Consider the following 17,858-nt stretch of genomic DNA (forward strand, 5'->3'; position numbering starts at 1 on the left):
GAGTGTCCGGCCGCAGAATCGGCTTCTGGTACCGCCTGGCGGCGGTCATCGCAAAACCGCCGCTGGTGGTCCTGTTCAAGCAGGACTGGCGAGGAATGGAGCACATTCCGGCCGACGGCGGATTCATCACTGCGGTCAATCACAACTCGTATCTGGACCCGCTTTCCTACGGTCACTTCCAGTACAACACCGGCCGGGTGCCGCGGTTCCTCGCCAAGGCGGGGCTCTTCAAGGCGCCCTTTGTCGGAATGATGCTGCGCGGCACCGGCCAGATCCCCGTGTACCGCGAGACGACCAACGCCCTGGACGCCTTTCGGGCCGCCGTCGACGCCATCGAGCGTGGTGAATGCGTCGCCTTCTACCCGGAGGGCACCCTCACCCGCGACCCCGACATGTGGCCGATGGCCGGCAAGACCGGCGCCGCCCGCGTCGCGTTGATGACGAAGGCCCCGGTCATCCCCGTCGCCCAGTGGGGCGCCAACCTCGTGATGCCGCCGTACGCCAAGGAGAAGAAGCTCCAACTCCTCCCCCGGAAGTCCCTCCAGGTGCAGGCCGGACCGCCCGTCGACCTCTCCCGCTTCTACGACATGGAGCCGACGCCCGACGTCCTGCGCCAGGCGACCGAGGTCATCATGGCCGCGGTGACCGCGCAGCTGGAGGCCGTACGCGGGGAGAAGGCGCCCGCGGAGCTCTACGACCACCGCAAGGCGCGTGCCGAACAGCGGCGCAAGGCCGAAGGAGAGGGAGCCAAGTGACGCCCCCCGCGAAAGCAGCCGTCTTCGGAACCGGCTCATGGGGCACGGCTTTCGGCATGATCCTCGCCGACGCGGGATGCGAGGTCACGCTCTGGGGCCGCCGCGCCGAGGTCGCCGACGTCATCAACACGACCCGGACCAACCCCGACTACCTGCCGGGGATCGAACTCCCCGAAGGAATCAGGGCCACCACGGACGCCGCCGAGGCGCTGCGCGGCGCCGACTTCGCCGTACTCGTCGTGCCCTCGCAGACACTGCGCGCCAACCTCGCCGACTGGGCACCGCACCTGGACCCCGGAACCGTCCTCGTCTCGCTGATGAAGGGCGTCGAACTCGGCACGGCCAAGCGGATGAGCGAGGTCATCGAGGACGTCACCAAGGTCTCCGCCGACCGCATCGCCGTCGTCACCGGACCCAACCTGGCCAAGGAGATCGCCGAACGGCGCCCCGCCGCGGCCGTCGTCGCCTGCCAGGACGAGTCGGTGGCGCAGCGCCTCCAGGCGGCGTGCCACACCCCGTACTTCCGCCCCTACACCAACACCGACGTGGTCGGCTGCGAGCTCGGCGGCGCGGTCAAGAACGTCATCGGTCTCGCCGTCGGCATCGCGGACGGAATGGGACTCGGGGACAACGCCAAGGGCTCCCTCATCACCCGCGGTCTCGCCGAGACCACCCGGCTCGGCCTCGTCATGGGCGCCGACCCGCTGACGTTCTCCGGACTCGCGGGCCTCGGCGACCTGGTGGCGACCTGCTCCTCCCCGCTGTCGCGCAACCACACCTTCGGCACCAACCTCGGCCGCGGTATGACGCTCGAGGAGACCATCGCCGTCACCAGGCAGACCGCCGAGGGCGTCAAGTCCTGTGAATCGGTGCTCGATCTGGCGCGCCGGCACGGCGTCGACATGCCCATCACGGAGACGGTCGTCTCCATCGTCCACGAGGGCAAGCCGCCGATGGTCGCTCTGGGCGAGCTGATGTCGCGCAGCGCGAAGGCCGAGCGGCGCTGACGCCCGACCGGACCCTGTGGCGCTGACGCGATCCGTACCAGCAGGTACGCTCATCGCGATATGAGCAGCGAGAACCTCCCCCAGAGCCCGGAGCAGCAGCTCCGCAAGCCGCGTGTGGCCGTCGTGTTCGGCGGCCGCAGCTCCGAACACGGTATTTCGGTCGTCACGGCTGGTGCCGTCCTGAACGCCATCGACCGGACGAAGTACGACGTCCTGCCGATCGGCATCACGACGGACGGCCGCTGGGCCCTCACCGCCGACGAGCCCGAACGCATGGCCATCACGGACCGGAGGATGCCGGCCGTGACGGAGCTGGCCGAGTCCACCGAGGGCGGCGTGGTGCTCTCCGTCGACCCCGGCAACCGTGAAGTGGTCTACAGCGAGCCCGGCTCGGTCCCCAAGGCGCTCGGCGAGGTCGACGTCGTCTTCCCCGTGCTGCACGGTCCGTACGGTGAGGACGGCACCCTCCAGGGGCTTCTGGAGCTTTCCGGGGTGCCGTACGTCGGAGCCGGTGTGCTCGCGTCGGCGGTCGGCCAGGACAAGGAGTACATGAAGCGGGTGTTCATCTCGTTCGGGCTGCCCGTCGGCCCGTACGTCGTCGTCCGCCCCCGCGAATGGGAGAACGACCGCCTCGCCGCCCGCAAGCGCATCGTGGACTTCGCCGGTGAGCACGGCTGGCCGCTCTTCATCAAGCCCGCCCGGGCCGGTTCGTCCATCGGCATCACCAAGGTCGACGACCTCTCCGGTCTGGACGAGGCGATCGAGGAAGCCCGCCGCCACGACCCCAAGTTCCTGGTCGAGTCGCTGCTGCGGGGCCGCGAGATCGAGTGCGGGGTGCTGGAGTTCGAGGACGGTCCGCGCGCCAGCGTGCCTGCGGAGATCCCGCCGGTCACGTCGCACGACTTCTACGACTTCGAGGCCAAGTACATCGACGCGGCGTCCGGGATCGTGCCCGCCCCGCTCACCGAGGAGCAGACCGCCGAGGTCCAGCGGCTCGCGATCGACGCCTTCGAGGCGACGTCCTGCGAGGGCCTGGTGCGCGCCGACTTCTTCCTCACCGAGGACGGCACGTTCGTCATCAACGAGATCAACACGCTGCCGGGGTTCACCCCGATCTCCATGTATCCGCGGATGTGGCAGGAGAGCGGTGTGAGCTATCCGGAGCTGGTGGACCGGCTGATCCAGGCGGCGTTGAGCCGGCCGACCGGTCTGCGCTGAGCACACCCCGGAGAGGAGCGCGCACCCCCGGACCAGAAGGGTCGCGGGTGCACGCTCCTCCGACCGGACGGGCGAGGAGGCGCGCTCTACACGCTGCTGGGGACCGTTTTCTTCACGGCCGCGGCGAAGGCGGCCAGCGGCGTCGCGTCGTGGGCGTACGCCGCCGAGAGCGTCACCTCGACATACGCCTTGCGGTACGTCGTGGTGAAGCGCGGACCCGCGTTCTCCCGCTGTTCCAGCAGCCAGTTGACGCCGTTCGCCTGGGATCCCTTGGCCATGGGGTCGTCCATCTTCGCGGGCCGGTCCACGCCGCAGCGCAGTACGATCGCCCCGTCCCCCCAGTCGGCGGTCAGTTCGGACTTCGGCCCGGAGTCGTCGCGGTGTTTCCCGGCCACGGTCTGCGGCAGCTCCTTGTGGAGGGCACGGCAGTAGGCTGCGACTTCCGGCGTCGGGGTGGGGACCGTGATCGACGCCACGGTGTCCGAGGCGGAACAGCCCGCCGCGGCCAGCACCAGCACGGCAGCGGACGGACCGAGAAACACGGGGCGGCGGAGCCGGCGGCGGATGGACGTCACCGGCCCAGCGTAGACGGGGGCTACAGGTGAACGACCGGGCAGGTCAGGGTTCTGGTGATGCCTTCCACCTGCTGGACCTTGGCGACCACCATGCGGCCGAGTTCATCGACCGTGTCCGCCTGTGCGCGCACGATCACGTCGTAAGGGCCGGTGACGTCCTCTGCCTGGATCACTCCCGGGATTTTCGCGATGGTCTCGGCGACGGTCGACGCCTTGCCCACCTCGGTCTGAATAAGGATGTACGCCTGTACCACGGAACCTCCAGGGCGGCCACGAGGATCATGTGGGGGAAAGAGACGCCACGGTATCGCGTTGCCGCGGGCCGCGGGGAGACCTGGGGACCGGATGACGTCCGCAGGCGTGGCGTGCGGCTGCCAGAAGTTGACGTATCACTTGACAGTACCGACAGCAGTGACGGCTCGCGACCGCAAGCTCAGCGGTGCGGACGGGGGACGGGCACGCAGGTGACCACCGGGCAGACTGCTCCCGGCGGCGGCCGGACCACGGTCCGGACCCCCGGTCGCCGATCCAGACCGGACGCCCGTCCGGCGCGACAGACGAGAGGTGAGACTCGGTGAAGGGAACCGTGGGCGAGTTGGGGGAGTTCGGGCTCATCAAGGAGCTCACTTCCCGGCTCACCACCACTCCGGCGGTACGGCTCGGACCCGGCGACGACGCCGCGGTGGTGGCCGCTCCCGACCGCAGGGTCGTGGCCAGTACTGACATCCTGTTGGAGGGACGGCATTTCCGCCGCGACTGGTCGACGGCGTACGACGTCGGGCGCAAGGCCGCCGCGCAGAACCTCGCCGACATCGCCGCCATGGGCGCCGTGCCCACCGCGCTGCTGCTCGGCCTGGTCGTCCCCGCCGAACTCCCGGTCACCTGGGCGGGCGAGCTGATGGACGGCATCCGTGACGAGTGCCAGGTCGCGGGGGCGGCGGTGGTCGGCGGGGACGTCGTCGGCGGGGAGACCATCACCGTCGCCATCACCGCACTCGGCGATCTGCGCAACCACGAGCCGGTCACCCGGGCCGGCGCCCGCCCCGGCGATGTCGTCGCCGTCACCGGCTGGCTCGGCTGGTCGGCAGCCGGATACGCGGTGCTCTCCCGCGGCTTCCGTTCGCCGCGCGCCTTCGTCGAGGCCCACCGGCGTCCGGAGCCGCCGTACCACGCGGGCCCCGCGGCCGCCGGGCTCGGCGCCACCGCGATGACGGACGTCAGCGACGGGCTCGTCGCCGACCTCGGCCACATCGCCGAGGCCAGCAAGGTCCGGATCGATCTGCGCTCCGGACTGATCGACATCCCCTCGCAGATGTCCGACATCGGTCAGGCGGTCGGTGTGGACCCGCTGCAGTGGGTGCTCACCGGGGGAGAGGACCACGCGATCGTCGCCACCTTCCCCCAGGACGTGAAACTGCCCGCCCGCTGGAAGGTGATCGGCGAGGTCCTCAACCCGTCGGCGCTGCCCCAGGTGACGGTCGACGGGGCGCCCTGGACGAGCAAGGGCGGCTGGGACCACTTCGGTGACATCGAGGAAGCCCCGTAGCTCTCGGTACGACAGGGCCCCAGGTCCCGCGGCCCTCGCTCGCCCCGCCTGTGTGCCGACCGCCGCCGGATCCGATTCCGGCGGCGGCGCGGGCATCCGGTCCGGGGCCGGGGGCTCGGCGGTACCGAGCGGCCCTGCGCACAGCAAAAAGCCGGTCCACCGAGGTGGACCGGCTTTTTGGGCAACCGGAAGGCTGCGCTACGACGGGAACGTCAGCGCGCGACCTTGCCGGCCTTGATGCACGAGGTGCAGACGTTGAGCCGCTTCGGCGTCCGACCGACCACGGCACGCACGCGCTGGATGTTGGGATTCCAGCGACGAGACGTACGGCGGTGCGAGTGCGAAATGTTGTTGCCGAAGCCCGGCCCCTTGCCGCAGACGTCGCAGTTGGCAGCCACGGGTCACTCCAAAGACTTCAGGTGCACTTACAGTGAATTCCGGCGCGCCGGAATCATTTGACTGAAGTGGCGGCGCCGGAGGAATGGCCCGACTCTCGCCGGGCAACCGAAGCAGCATACAACGGCTGCGTCGGTAGAACGAAACTACCATGGGTTTCGCCGCCTTCCGCCCCGCCCCTGTCCCCGCCGGACGTGCCGGGCGGGACTACTCTGCGGTTCAGCCAGCAGCCCACGGCCGCTCTTCCAGGAGGAACACCAGGTGCCGCAGACCGCCGACGACATGGACGCCGTCGCGGTGCGTACCTGGTGCTCACTGGCGCTGGAGGCGCTGGGCCGGGAGCGCGAGGCGATCGACGCGATCAACGTCTATCCCGTCGCGGACGGGGACACCGGAACCAACCTCTATCTGACGGTGGAGTCCGCGGCAGCTGCGGTCGAGGCGGTGTTCGCCGCCCATGGAACCGGCACGACCGTGCCCTCCCTCGCCGACTCGGTACGGGCCATGGCGCACGGAGCGCTGATCGGCGCCCGCGGGAACTCCGGCACGATCCTGGCGCAGCTGCTGCGCGGCATGGCCGGGGTGCTGGCCGACGGGAGCGGCGCCGAACAGGTCCGGCTCGCGCTGGCCCGGGCCGCCGCCGCCGCGCGGGAGGCCGTCGCGCATCCCGTCGAGGGCACGGTGCTGACCGTGGCCGGCGCGGCCGCCGAGGCCGCCGGGCGCACGGCGGGCGAACCGGGGGTCGAAGCGGTGGTGCGGGCGGCGTACGACGGGGCGTGCACGGCCCTCGACGCGACTCCCGGACAGCTTGCCGTCCTCGGCCGCGCGGGCGTCGTGGACGCCGGCGGGCGGGGCCTGGTGGCCGTTCTCGGGGCGCTCGTCGAAGCGATCTGCGGGGAGGCACCCGCCCGCGCGGCCCGGGTGACGCCCGACGTCGTCCCGGTGACCGCGGCCGCCGCCGACGACTGCGCGGAGGACGGACCGTCGGACGGGCCCGCCTTCGAGGTGATCTACCTCCTGGAAGCCGGCGACGATGCGGTCGACCGGCTGCGGACCCGGCTCGACGGGCTCGGTGACTCGCTCGTCGTGGTCGGCGGCGAAGGACTGTGGAACGTCCACGTCCATGTCGACGACGCGGGCGCGGCGGTGGAGGCGGGGATCGAGGCCGGCCGGCCGTACCGGATCCGGATCACCCACTTCGCCGCCGACCGGGTCCACCAGCACCGGAGCGAGCCGGCGCAGCGCGCCGTCGTCGTGGTGGTTCCGGGCGACGGGCTCTCCGGGCTCTGCGCGGAGGCCGGGGCGACCACGGTGCTCGCCCGCCCGGGGGAGCCGCCCGCAAGCGGCGAACTGGTCGACGCGATCCGTCGTGCCCACGCACGCGAGGTGGTCCTCCTGCCCAACGACGCGGAGCTGCGCCACACGGCGGCGGCAGCCGCGGACCAGGCGCGTACGGAAGGCATCCGGGTCGCTCTCATCCCGACCAGGGCCGCCGTCCAGGGCATCGCGGCGCTCGCCGTGCACGAACCGGACCGCAGCTTCGACGAGGACGTGGTCGCGATGACGGCCGCGGCCGGCGCCACCCGGTACGCCGAACTGGCCGTCGCCGAGCGGCAGTCGTGGACCATGGCGGGGATCTGCCAGGCCGGCGACATCCTGGGCATGATCGACGGAGACGTGGCGGTCATCGGCGAGGACGTGTCCGGCACCGCCCGGTCCGTACTCGACCGGATGCTGTCGGCCGGCGGCGAACTGGTGACGCTGGTCCTGGGCGAGGACCAGCCGGACAGCCTGGCCGAGGCGCTGGAGGAACACGTCCGCGAGGGGTACCTCGCGGTGGACACGGTGGTGTACCGGGGCGGCCACCAGTGCGCTCCGTTGCTGATCGGCGTGGAGTAGCACCACCGGGCACGCCCGGTGGTGAGTGGTCCCCGGTCCACCGCGCGCCGAGAGCCGCCCGCACGGTCGCGATCACCGGTCATTGCGGGACTCCGGGCCGTCCACCAGAATGCGGGCATGACTGGTGAACCGAGGTCGGCCGACGGCTGCACCGGGCACGGCACGACTCCCGAGCTGCGGGCCTCCGACCGGGACCGCGACCAGGTCGTGGAGATCCTGCAGGTTGCCGCGGGCGACGGCCGGCTCACCGCGGCCGAGCTGGACGAACGCCTGGACGCCGCGTTGTCCGCCCGCACCATCGGCGATCTTGCCGGGCTGACCGCCGACCTGCCCTCGGAAGGAATGCCCCCGCAGGCCAGGGAGCTGGTCCGGATCGACCAGCGCTTCGGCGATGTCGCGCGCACCGGCCGCTGGCTCGTTCCGCGCCGCATGGAAATCCGGCTGATGTTCTGCGAGGCGAAGCTCGACTTCACCGACGCGGTGATCACCCACAGCACCCTCCACATCGATGTCGACCTGCGCATCGGGGGCAACCTGACCCTGGTGACCAGGCCGGGGATCGAGGTCGACACCGACGACCTGGTGCGCAGCAGCGGCGAAATCAAGATCCGGCCCGTATCCGGTCCGGACACCCCCGTCACCCTGCGCGTGCAGCTGGCCGGGCAGTCCCGCGGGGGCGACATCGTCGCCCGGCCCCCGCGACGGACGTTCTCGCAGTGGCTGCGCCGCAGCACCCCCAGAGGTATCGGCCGCTAGCGCGGGTTCACGAACCCGCCTGAGCCGCCCGGGAGTTGGGCTCCGGCCGAGTGACCGCACCGCCCGGCCGATCCCGCCGGACGCGGAGCCCGGGGTCCCGGGCCCGCGTAGGCCCGACGGCCCTGGGCGGGTGCCGCGCGGAAGTGGGCTGCGGGGTCGCGAAGACGGTTGTGGCCAGGGGATCGCGGTGGTGCGGGCGACTTCTGTCAGTGGCGTGGTGTGCAATGGACCGCGTGTCTGCGTTCGACGAACCCCTCAAGAAGCTGCTCGGCGGTGCCACCGCGAAGGTGATGGCCGAACACCTCGACCTGCACACGGTCGGTGATCTGCTGCACCACTACCCGCGGCGGTACGAGGAGCGCGGCCAGCTCACCGCACTCGCCGACCTCCCGCTGGACGAGCACGTGACCGTCGTCGCCCAGGTCGCCGACGCCCGGGTCATGATGTTCAACAACGGTCGGGGCAAACGCCTGGAGGTGACCCTCACCGACGGCAGCGGGCGGCTGCAGCTGGTCTTCTTCGGCCATGGCGTGCACAAACCGCACAAGGAGCTGCTGCCGGGCCGCCGGGCGATGTTCGCGGGCAAGGTCTCCGTCTTCAACCGGAAGATGCAGCTCGCCCACCCCACGTACCAGCTGCTCGACGCCACGGACGCCGACGAGGCCACGGAGGCGGTGGACGCCTTCGCCGGGCGGCTGCTGCCCATCTATCCCGCCTGCAAGCAGCTCGACTCCTGGCGGATCGCCAAGGCCGTCGACACCGTGCTGCCCAGTGCCCGGGAGGTCGTCGACCCGCTGCCGCCCGCCCTGCGCGAGGGGCGCGGGTTCACCCCGCTGCCCGAGGCGCTGCTGAAGGTCCACCGTCCGCAGACCAAGGCCGACATCGCGGACGCCAGGGACCGGCTGAAGTGGGACGAGGCGTTCGTCCTGCAGGTCGCGCTCGCCCGCCGCAGGTACGCGGACACCCAGCTCCCGGCGGTGGCACGGAAACCCAGCCACGGCGGGCTGCTCGACGCGTTCGACGCCACACTGCCGTTCACCCTCACCGAGGGCCAGCAGAAGGTCTCCGGGGAGATCTTCGACGACCTGGCGACCGAGCACCCGATGCACCGGCTCCTGCAGGGCGAGGTGGGATCGGGGAAGACCATGGTCGCGCTGCGCGCCATGCTCGCCGTCGTCGACGCCGGCGGACAGGCCGCGATGCTCGCGCCGACCGAGGTGCTCGCCCAGCAGCACCACAGGTCCATCACCGAAATGATGGGTGAGCTGGCGGAAGGCGGCATGCTCGGCGGCTCCGACCTCGGTACGAAGGTGGTGCTGCTCACCGGATCCATGGGGACGGCCGCCCGCCGCCAGGCGCTGCTGGACCTGGTCACCGGCGAGGCCGGGATCGTGATCGGCACGCACGCGCTGATCGAGGACAAGGTGCAATTCCACGACCTGGGGCTGGTCGTCGTCGACGAGCAGCACCGCTTCGGTGTGGAGCAGCGCGACGCCCTGCGCTCCAAGGGCAAGCAGCCGCCGCACCTGCTGGTGATGACCGCCACCCCCATTCCGCGTACGGTCGCGATGACCGTCTTCGGCGACCTGGAGACATCCGTCCTGGACCAGCTGCCGGCCGGCCGCTCGCCGATCGCCAGTCATGTCGTCCCCGCCAAGGACAAGCCGCACTTCCTCAGCCGAGCCTGGGAGCGGGTCCGTGAGGAGGTCGAGAACGGTCACCAGGCGTATGTCGTCTGTCCCCGGATCGGTGACGACGCCGACGACGAGGCGGGGAAGAAGAAGAGCAGGAAGCAGGCGGAGGAGGACGGCGACAAGCGCCCGCCGCTCGCCGTCCTGGAGATCGCCGAACAGCTGGCCGAGGGGGCCCTCGCCGGACTGCGCATCGAGGTGCTGCACGGCAGGATGAACCCCGACGACAAGGACGACGTGATGCGTCGCTTCGCCGCGGGCCAGGTCGACGTCCTCGTCGCCACGACGGTCATCGAGGTCGGGGTCAACGTCCCCAACGCCACCGCGATGGTGATCATGGACGCCGACCGGTTCGGTGTCTCCCAGCTCCACCAGTTGCGCGGCCGCGTCGGCCGTGGTTCTGCCGCGGGCCTCTGCCTGCTGGTCAGCGAGGCGCACGAGGCGAGCCCCGCCCGTGCCCGTCTCACCGCCGTCGCCGCCACCCTCGACGGCTTCGAACTGTCCCGGATCGACCTCGAACAGCGCCGTGAGGGCGACGTCCTCGGCCAGGCCCAGTCCGGGGTCCGCTCCTCCCTGCGGATGCTCACCGTCATCGACGACGAGGAGGTCATCGCCGCCGCCCGGGAGGAAGCCGTCACGATCGTCGCCGCGGACCCGGAGCTGACTCGTCTGCCGGAGTTGCGCACCGCGCTGGACGCCCTGCTCGACAAGGAGCGCGAGGAGTACCTGGACAAGGGCTGAGGGACAGGGGCCGGGCAGGGGGAGCCTGGGAGCCGGGCCGTGAAGCCCCGGGGACGCGGGGGTGCCGCCGGGGCCCCCGGGCCCGAACGGTCCCGACGCCATATCGTGGGACGCACGCGCCCGTCCCTCCCGGCGGGCCACCCCCGACCCGAGGATGCAGACACCCATGACCCGCGTGATCGCCGGCTCGGCCGGCGGACGCCGCCTGGCCGTCCCGCCCGGCACCGGCACCCGCCCCACATCCGACCGCGCACGCGAGGGCCTCTTCTCCACGTGGGAGGCGCTGCTCGGCACCCTGGAGGGCATCCGTATCGCGGATCTGTACGCGGGTTCCGGCGCCGTCGGCCTCGAAGCACTCTCCCGCGGCGCGGCCCACGCCCTGCTCGTCGAGGCCGACACCAAGGCCGCCCGCACGGTCCGGGACAACGTCCGTACGCTCGGTCTGCCCGGCGCCGAGGTCCGCACCGGCAAAGCGGAACAGATCGTTACAGGACCGGCGCCCTCCGACCCGTACGACGTGGTCTTCCTCGATCCGCCGTACGCCGTCACCGACGACGATCTTGGCGAGATCCTGCTCACACTCCGTGCTCAGGGCTGGCTCACCGACGATGCCCTCGTCACCGTGGAACGGAGCACCAGAGGCGGAGAATTCAGCTGGCCCAAGGGATTCGAGCCATTGCGGGCCCGTCGCTACGGCGAGGGGACGCTTTGGTACGGTCGCGCCGCCGCTACGTGCGAAGACGCACGATGACCGCACCGGAGAGCGAGGGACTCAAGTTGCGCCGCGCCGTCTGTCCGGGGTCGTTCGACCCCATCACCAATGGACACCTCGACATCATTGGCCGCGCCTCGAAGCTGTACGACGTCGTACACGTCGCGGTGATGATCAATCAGTCCAAGAAGGGCCTGTTCACGGTCGACGAGCGGATCGAACTGATCCGTCAGGCCACCGCCGAGTTCGGCAACGTCCAGGTCGAGTCGTTCCACGGCCTCCTGGTCGACTTCTGCAAGCAGCGTGACATCCCGGCCATCGTGAAGGGTCTGCGGGCCGTCAGCGACTTCGACTACGAGCTGCAGATGGCCCAGATGAACAACGGGCTCTCCGGCGTCGAAACGCTCTTCGTGCCGACCAACCCCACGTACAGCTTCCTGTCGTCCTCCCTGGTCAAGGAGGTCGCGAAGTGGGGCGGCGACGTCTCCCACCTGCTGCCGCCGCTCGTCCACGAGGCACTCGCCGAGCGTCTCGCCCAGCAGTGATGCGCTGACAGTCCGTCACCAGGTGTCGGACGGGCGCCGACTGGCCGTACAGTCGTCCCCGTCCGTCTCCAAACAGCAGGTAGAGAGTGGCGAGCACACGGTGGACGTGCAGAAGAAGCTCGACGAGATCGTCGAAGCGGTCGGGAACGCCCGGTCCATGCCCATGTCGGCGTCGTGCGTGGTCAACCGCGCCGATCTGCTCGCCATGCTCGAAGAGGTGCGCCAGGCCCTCCCCGGTTCGCTCGCTCACGCGCAGGAGCTGATCGGCGGCCAGGAGCAGATGGTCGAGCAGGCCCGCCAGGAGGCCGAGCGGATCATCGAGACCGCCCACGCGCAGCGCGGCTCGCTGGTCTCCGACACGGAGATCGCCCGGCAGTCCCAGGCCGAGGCCGACCGCATCCTCGGGGAGGCCCGCCGGGAGGCCGACGAGGTCCGTGCCGAGGCCGACGAGTACGTCGACAGCAAGCTCGCCAACTTCGAGGTCGTGCTCACCAAGACCATCGGCTCCGTCGACCGGGGCCGCGAGAAGCTCCTCGGCCGCGGGCAGGGCTTCGACGAGCAGGGATACGAGGACCCGGACTTCGCCGAGGCCCCCGAGCGCAGCGCCGACCCGGAGACGCTCCGGCGCCGCGCCGACGACTACGTGGACACCAAGCTCGGTGCCTTCGAGGCCGTGCTCGCCAAGACCCTGGAGGCGGTCGGCCGCGGCCGGCAGAAGCTGCACGGCCGGGTCGCCACCGATGAGCTCGGGGCGCACATGGCCGCCCAGGACGCAGCGGGCGGTCAGGGTCACACCAGCGACGAGGACCACTGGGCCGGTCTCGCCGAGCTCGCCGCCCCGGCGCCGCAGCCGGCGGCCCAGCAGGTTCAGCCGCACTTCCCGGCGCAGGCGCAGCCGGGCTACGCGGAGGCGTACGGGTACCAGGAACAGCCCCAGCAGGACATGTACGGATACCAGCAGCAGCCGGACCCGTACGCCGCCTATCAGCAGCAGGGGTACGACCAGGGCCAGGCGCAGGGCTACGACCAGTCGCAGCTCCAGCCGCAGGGGTACGACACCGGCTGGCAGCAGCCGGTGCAGGCGCACCCCCTTCCGCCGCAGGGGGAGAGCGCCCTCGACGAGACCAGCCTGTTCGACACCAGCATGATCGACATCGAGCAGCTCCGCCGGTACGAGCAGGAGCGCTGACCGGACCGACCGGACCTGATCGGATGCGGTTCGTCGGACTGGCCGGCTCTGCCCGGCTCCGTCCCGTTCGGGAACGGAATCGGACCCGGTTGGGAGCAGGGTGAAGCGTCCAGTATCCTGGTTCTTCGGTCGCGCGTAGGTGTGCGGTCCCGGCTGCCCGCTTCGACTCCGATCCGGTCGGCCCTCCCACGGTGCGTGATGCGCCATGCATACGATTTCGAAAGCAGGAAAAGCCCTGAACGGCCACCTCGACCACCGCAACCCTCTCGTGTTCGATACGCACGAGCTGGGTCGGCGTCCCGGTGCCCTCCTGCGGCTGACCCGCTCGGTGGACGCCCCCAAGGACCTCGGTATCGACGGGGTCATCGGCGTACCTGAAGACGCACCCGTGGAGCTGGACCTCCGCCTCGAATCGGTCATGGAAGGGGTGCTTGTCACAGGCACCGCCCGTGCATCGGTCGAGGGGGAGTGCGTAAGGTGTCTGGAGCCGCTGCGCCAAGAGGTTGCGGCGGACTTCCAGGAGATGTTCTCGTACCCTGACGCCGACGACCGGGGTCGCAGCAAGCCTGCGGACCCGGCCGACGACGCCGAGGACGACGAGGACAGGCTCTTCATCGAGGACGGCCTGTTCGACCTCGAACCAGTGCTGCGTGATGCGGTGGTGCTCGCACTGCCGATGCAGCCGGTGTGCCGGGAGTCCTGTGCCGGTCTGTGTTCCGAATGCGGAATCAGGCTGGACGAGAACCCCGGTCACCACCACGATGCCGTCGACATTCGTTGGGCGGCATTGCAAGGACTCGCCGAGACCGTTTCGGACGGCGAGAAGGACAACATGGGCGGCGCCGAAGCGGGCGTCGACGAGAAGCAGGAGAAGTAGCCGTGGCTGTTCCGAAGCGGAAGATGTCGCGCAGCAACACGCGCCACCGCCGGTCGCAGTGGAAGGCTGCGGTCCCCACCCTGGTTTCGTGCGAGCGTTGCCAGGAGCCGAAGCTGCAGCACATCGCGTGCCCCAGCTGCGGCACGTACAACAAGCGCCAGGTCCTCGAAGTCTGAGCGGCTGGTGAGAGGCCCGATGTCTGAGTTGTCCCACGCCAAGAAGCAGGCAGACAACGTCAACACAGCCTCGTCCCACACGCTTCTGGAAGGGCGGCTCGGGTATCACCTTGAGTCCGCCCTTCTGGTGCGTGCGCTGACCCACCGTTCGTACGCGTACGAGAACGGCGGTCTTCCCACCAACGAGCGGCTCGAATTCCTCGGGGATTCGGTGCTCGGCCTGGTGGTCACGGACACGCTGTACCGAACCCATCCCGACCTGCCCGAAGGCCAACTGGCCAAGTTGCGGGCCGCGGTGGTCAACTCGCGTGCACTTGCGGAGGTGGGCCGCGGCCTCGAACTCGGCTCCTTCATCCGGCTCGGCCGGGGCGAAGAGGGCACGGGCGGCAGGGACAAGGCATCCATCCTCGCCGACACCCTTGAAGCGGTGATCGGCGCGGTCTATCTCGACCAGGGCCTCAGTGCGGCCTCGGAGCTGGTCCACCGGCTCTTCGACCCACTGATCGACAGGTCCTCCAACCTCGGTGCCGGCCTGGACTGGAAGACCAGCCTCCAGGAGCTCACCGCGAGCGAGAGCCTCGGTGTCCCCGAGTACCTCGTCACGGAGACCGGCCCGGACCACGAGAAGACCTTTACTGCTGCTGCTCGCGTCGGTGGTGTCTCGTACGGCACCGGCACCGGCCGTAGCAAGAAGGAAGCGGAGCAGCAGGCGGCCGAGTCCGCCTGGCGCGAGATCAGCGCAGCCGCGGAACAGCGGGCGGTCGCGGCCAAGGCCGCTGCCGACGCAGGGGTCACCGACACCCCTGCCGACCCGTCGTCCACGGACATCGCTCCGGCCTGACCCGGGAACCCCCCGGTGCCTCGTGCACCGGGGGGTTTTTCCTGTCCGGAACCGCCTGTCCCACCCGCCCCGAAGCGTTCAGCCTCCGAGGAGCCGCCCCGTGCCCGAACTGCCCGAGGTCGAAGTCGTGCGACGCGGTCTTGAGCGTTGGGTCACCGGCCGCACGGTCGGTGAGGTCGAAGTGCTTCACCCGCGCGCGGTCCGCCGCCACCTCGCGGGCGGCACGGACTTCGCGGCCCGGCTCAGCGGCAGCCGTTTCGGTACGGCCATGCGCCGCGGCAAGTACCTGTGGGTACCGCTGGACGACGTCTCCTCCTCGCTGCTGGGCCACCTCGGCATGAGCGGCCAGCTGCTCGTACAGCCGCAGGAGACCCCCGACGAGAAGCACCTGCGGGTCCGGATCCGCTTCGACGACGCCCTCGGCACCGAGCTGCGCTTCGTGGACCAGCGAACCTTCGGCGGCCTCTCGCTCCACGAGAACACCCCCGACGGGCTGCCCGACATCATCGCGCACATCGCCCGCGACCCCCTGGACCCGGCATTCGACGACGCGGCGTTCCACACCGCGCTGCGACTGCGCCGCACGACGGTCAAGCGGGCCCTGCTCGACCAGTCGCTGATCAGCGGCGTCGGCAACATCTATGCGGACGAGGCGCTCTGGCGCAGCAGGCTGCACTACGACCGGCCCACCGCGACCCTGAACCGCCCCAAGTCGGCCGAGTTGCTCGGCCACGTCCGCGACGTGATGAACGCGGCGCTCGCTCAGGGCGGCACCAGCTTCGACAGTCTCTACGTGAACGTGAACGGTGAGTCGGGCTACTTCGACCGGTCGCTCGACGCGTACGGGCGCGAGGGCGAGCCCTGTCACCGCTGCGGCACGCCGATGCGCCGCAGCGCGTGGATGAACCGCTCCAGCTACTACTGCCCGCGCTGCCAGCGACCGCCGAGGGGCTGAGGGCCGCCCCGCCGTTCCCGGCGGCGGGCGAAACGCTGTTCCTCCCGGCCCGCTATCCCGCCCGCGCCTCGTCGTAACGGCTGCGGGCGTCGAGCACCTCGGGCATCCGTCCCTCGACGAGCTGGATCAGCCCGAGCAGCCGGCCGGCGACCTCGCGGCCGAGCGGCGTCAGCTCGTAGTCGACCCGCGGCGGATTGGTGGGCTGCGCCTCCCGGTGGACGAGGCCGTCCCGTTCCAGTGCGTGCAGCGTCTGGGAGAGCATCTTCTCGCTCACCCCGTCGACCCTGCGGCGCAGCTCGTTGAAGCGGGCGCCGGCCTCGTACAGCGCGGTGAGCGTCAGGCTGCCCCAGCGTCCGGTGACATGCTCCAGGGTGCCGCGCGAGGGGCACTGCCGGGAGAACACGTCGAAGGGGAGCGGACTGTCGGTGCCTTCCCGCCCGGTGGTCTCGTCCATGGAAACAGCTTACGTCCGCGCAGTGCTCACTTCCGGAATGCGCTGTACAGGGGTAAGGGCCTCTGGCCGCCGGACGCGGCGGACTCGTAGTCTCCGGGCCATGGAATGGACAGCGCTGGTCGCCACAGCGGTGGGTGCGGTGATCGGGGTGGGCAGCACGCTCGCCACAGACCGAGTGCGTTGGCGACGGGACACGGGCGAGCGGGACAGGGAGACCCTGCGTACGGTCTCCGCCCAGTTCCTGGAGGCCCTGACCGAGGCGCGCGACGCCATAAGCGATGCCAGCCGATCGGGGCACCTGCCGGCGGATGAACGGGCCCGGCTCGCCCGCGCCGGCATCCTGGACCACGGCGTGCACTCGAAGCAGTACCAACTGGAGCTATTGGCCACACCGGAGGTGGCCCAGTCCGCCCGGGACGCCGCCTACCAATTGCTCCTCTACCGGGATGCGGTGGTCGCCGGACATCTGCGGGACGCCCCTGAGTGCACGCAGGTACGGCGTGCCTTCCGGGAAGCCCGCCAGAAACTCATGGCCGCCCTGCGGCGTTCACTGGCTCGCCCCTGAGGGCCTTGGAGCGCGGTGCCCCGCTCCTGCCCGGCGCAGGTCCGGGCTTTCACGGCCCGAGGCCGCCGACGGGCGACGCTCGCGAACGGTGCCCCGTCATACGTACCTGATGCCGTCGAGCGGGAGCCGCGGAGCCCGGCAGAAAGCGGTCCGGGCCGCCCCGGTGACCGATGGCGGTCCTGAAGCGGCCCGAGCGGGCGCCTGCGTGGCCGGACTGCGAAAATCTCAGAAGCCGAAGAAGTGACACGCCGGGTGCCCGACCTGTAGTCACGTAATCCATTAACGCTGTGACTTGCTGCTGAGCTGTCGGCAGTTGTCAGTGTTGGTCATCGTTGAGCGCCCTTCCACGGCCCTGAGACGGCCCCGGGAGGGCGCTCCGTGGTCGATGACATCCGCTCCAGGAGTTCGATCCGAGCCCGCTCCGGCTGAGGCCGTCGACCGGTGCGACGGCCGGACAGGGATGCTGGCGTACGCCTTCGTCCGGCGTCGTTGATGTCAGCCGTGGATGTCAGATGCCTTCTGGTCTGTAGCTCTAGTAGGGCATGGTCATGTGCGGTCCGCGACGGCGTGTCTTCTTGATCGGTCGTGTCGTTGATCGGGTGTGCTGAATGAGGAGTTGGCTGCGGTCCGGTGTGATCTGGAGGACTTCGCGGCGGAGATGTTCGAGCCGTTCGCGCGGGCGGATCAGCGACGGTGGGGCGGGGTCTATCTGCGGGGCCTGCTGCTGGACGGCGCGCGCAAGTCGGTGGAGCCGATGGCCGCCCGCCTGGGCGAAGACGGGAACCGGCAGGCCCTGGCCCACTTCGTCACGTCCAGCCCGTGGGATGCGGCGCATGTGCGGGCCCGGTTGGCCTGGCGCATGCAACCGGTCATCAAACCCACCGCGCTGGTCATCGATGACACCGGGTTCCTCAAGGACGGGGACGCGTCCGCGTGCGTGACCCGGCAGTACACCGGCAC

20 protein-coding genes are annotated in these 17,858 nt (G+C 70.4%); 16 read left to right on the plus strand and 4 right to left on the minus strand.

The window, feature by feature from the left end; genetic code table 11:
- The first annotated feature begins 2 nt into the window (after positions 1-2).
- From ACFVXE_RS34360 to ACFVXE_RS34370, 3 genes are read left to right on the plus strand one after another with little or no spacing between them, the layout of a single operon-like run.
- Positions 3-755, plus strand: a complete 753-nt coding sequence (locus ACFVXE_RS34360; RefSeq protein WP_389677154.1) for a lysophospholipid acyltransferase family protein — start codon at positions 3-5, stop codon at positions 753-755.
- Positions 752-1,762: an NAD(P)H-dependent glycerol-3-phosphate dehydrogenase gene (locus tag ACFVXE_RS34365; protein ID WP_389677156.1), complete on the plus strand. Its 1,011-nt coding sequence runs from the start codon at positions 752-754 to the stop codon at positions 1,760-1,762. The genes ACFVXE_RS34360 and ACFVXE_RS34365 overlap by 4 nt, the downstream gene beginning before the upstream one ends.
- A gap of 60 nt (positions 1,763-1,822) precedes the next feature.
- Positions 1,823-2,980 carry a D-alanine--D-alanine ligase family protein gene (locus ACFVXE_RS34370; protein ID WP_389677158.1) on the plus strand — a complete coding sequence of 386 codons (1,158 nt, stop codon included), beginning with the start codon at positions 1,823-1,825 and terminating at the stop codon, positions 2,978-2,980.
- 86 nt (positions 2,981-3,066) lie between these two features.
- Here the strand turns inward: ACFVXE_RS34370 and ACFVXE_RS34375 are convergent, their stop codons facing one another.
- Both ACFVXE_RS34375 and ACFVXE_RS34380 read right to left on the minus strand, forming a co-directional pair.
- Positions 3,067-3,555, minus strand: a complete 489-nt coding sequence (locus ACFVXE_RS34375; protein WP_389677160.1) for a DUF3515 domain-containing protein — start codon at positions 3,553-3,555, stop codon at positions 3,067-3,069.
- A 20-nt stretch (positions 3,556-3,575) separates the two neighbouring features.
- Positions 3,576-3,809 carry an Lrp/AsnC ligand binding domain-containing protein gene (locus ACFVXE_RS34380; protein ID WP_327370084.1) on the minus strand — a complete coding sequence of 78 codons (234 nt, stop codon included), beginning with the start codon at positions 3,807-3,809 and terminating at the stop codon, positions 3,576-3,578.
- A gap of 320 nt (positions 3,810-4,129) precedes the next feature.
- Here ACFVXE_RS34380 and ACFVXE_RS34385 point away from each other — a divergent pair, with 320 nt between their 5' ends.
- On the plus strand, positions 4,130-5,101 hold the full coding sequence (locus ACFVXE_RS34385) for a thiamine-phosphate kinase (RefSeq protein ID WP_389677161.1): 972 nt from the start codon (positions 4,130-4,132) through the stop codon (positions 5,099-5,101).
- Between the two features lie 212 nt (positions 5,102-5,313).
- Here the strand turns inward: ACFVXE_RS34385 and rpmB are convergent, their stop codons facing one another.
- Positions 5,314-5,499, minus strand: coding sequence for a 50S ribosomal protein L28 (rpmB, locus tag ACFVXE_RS34390; protein ID WP_030928661.1), 186 nt, complete (start codon positions 5,497-5,499; stop codon positions 5,314-5,316).
- A gap of 259 nt (positions 5,500-5,758) precedes the next feature.
- On the opposite strand from rpmB, the gene ACFVXE_RS34395 reads away from it, so the two are divergent.
- From ACFVXE_RS34395 to mutM, 10 genes are all read left to right on the plus strand, one after another.
- Entirely contained in the window at positions 5,759-7,396 is a 1,638-nt protein-coding gene (locus tag ACFVXE_RS34395) for a DAK2 domain-containing protein (protein WP_389677163.1), read from the plus strand.
- Between the two features lie 117 nt (positions 7,397-7,513).
- The gene (locus ACFVXE_RS34400; RefSeq protein ID WP_389677164.1) at positions 7,514-8,152 is read left to right on the plus strand and encodes a DUF1707 domain-containing protein; all 639 of its coding nucleotides are present in this window, start codon (positions 7,514-7,516) and stop codon (positions 8,150-8,152) included.
- A 224-nt stretch (positions 8,153-8,376) separates the two neighbouring features.
- The gene (gene recG, locus ACFVXE_RS34405; RefSeq protein ID WP_389677166.1) at positions 8,377-10,584 is read left to right on the plus strand and encodes an ATP-dependent DNA helicase RecG; all 2,208 of its coding nucleotides are present in this window, start codon (positions 8,377-8,379) and stop codon (positions 10,582-10,584) included.
- A gap of 166 nt (positions 10,585-10,750) precedes the next feature.
- A complete protein-coding gene (rsmD, locus tag ACFVXE_RS34410) occupies positions 10,751-11,335 on the plus strand; it encodes a 16S rRNA (guanine(966)-N(2))-methyltransferase RsmD (protein ID WP_389677168.1) in 585 nt (194 codons plus the stop codon).
- A 26-nt stretch (positions 11,336-11,361) separates the two neighbouring features.
- Positions 11,362-11,841: a pantetheine-phosphate adenylyltransferase gene (coaD, locus tag ACFVXE_RS34415; RefSeq protein WP_389677182.1), complete on the plus strand. Its 480-nt coding sequence runs from the start codon at positions 11,362-11,364 to the stop codon at positions 11,839-11,841.
- Between the two features lie 100 nt (positions 11,842-11,941).
- A complete protein-coding gene (locus ACFVXE_RS34420) occupies positions 11,942-13,030 on the plus strand; it encodes a cell division initiation protein (RefSeq protein WP_389677184.1) in 1,089 nt (362 codons plus the stop codon).
- A gap of 205 nt (positions 13,031-13,235) precedes the next feature.
- Positions 13,236-13,907: a YceD family protein gene (locus ACFVXE_RS34425; protein ID WP_389677169.1), complete on the plus strand. Its 672-nt coding sequence runs from the start codon at positions 13,236-13,238 to the stop codon at positions 13,905-13,907.
- Positions 13,908-13,909: 2 nt separating this feature from the next.
- On the plus strand, positions 13,910-14,083 hold the full coding sequence (gene rpmF, locus ACFVXE_RS34430; protein ID WP_003965982.1) for a 50S ribosomal protein L32: 174 nt from the start codon (positions 13,910-13,912) through the stop codon (positions 14,081-14,083).
- 19 nt (positions 14,084-14,102) lie between these two features.
- Entirely contained in the window at positions 14,103-14,924 is an 822-nt protein-coding gene (gene rnc / locus ACFVXE_RS34435) for a ribonuclease III (RefSeq protein ID WP_389677171.1), read from the plus strand.
- A gap of 100 nt (positions 14,925-15,024) precedes the next feature.
- On the plus strand, positions 15,025-15,879 hold the full coding sequence (gene mutM / locus ACFVXE_RS34440) for a bifunctional DNA-formamidopyrimidine glycosylase/DNA-(apurinic or apyrimidinic site) lyase (protein ID WP_389677172.1): 855 nt from the start codon (positions 15,025-15,027) through the stop codon (positions 15,877-15,879).
- 52 nt (positions 15,880-15,931) lie between these two features.
- Here the strand turns inward: mutM and ACFVXE_RS34445 are convergent, their stop codons facing one another.
- Entirely contained in the window at positions 15,932-16,333 is a 402-nt protein-coding gene (locus ACFVXE_RS34445; protein WP_389677174.1) for a winged helix-turn-helix transcriptional regulator, read from the minus strand.
- A 100-nt stretch (positions 16,334-16,433) separates the two neighbouring features.
- Here ACFVXE_RS34445 and ACFVXE_RS34450 point away from each other — a divergent pair, with 100 nt between their 5' ends.
- Both ACFVXE_RS34450 and ACFVXE_RS34455 read left to right on the plus strand, forming a co-directional pair.
- A complete protein-coding gene (locus tag ACFVXE_RS34450) occupies positions 16,434-16,898 on the plus strand; it encodes a hypothetical protein (protein WP_389677176.1) in 465 nt (154 codons plus the stop codon).
- 616 nt (positions 16,899-17,514) lie between these two features.
- A partial coding sequence (locus ACFVXE_RS34455) for a transposase (protein ID WP_389677178.1) occupies positions 17,515-17,858 on the plus strand: 344 nt, incomplete at its 3' end.

Source organism: Streptomyces sp. NPDC058231 (genome assembly GCF_042882275.1).
In the GTDB taxonomy this organism is placed as follows: Bacteria; Actinomycetota; Actinomycetes; order Streptomycetales; family Streptomycetaceae; genus Streptomyces.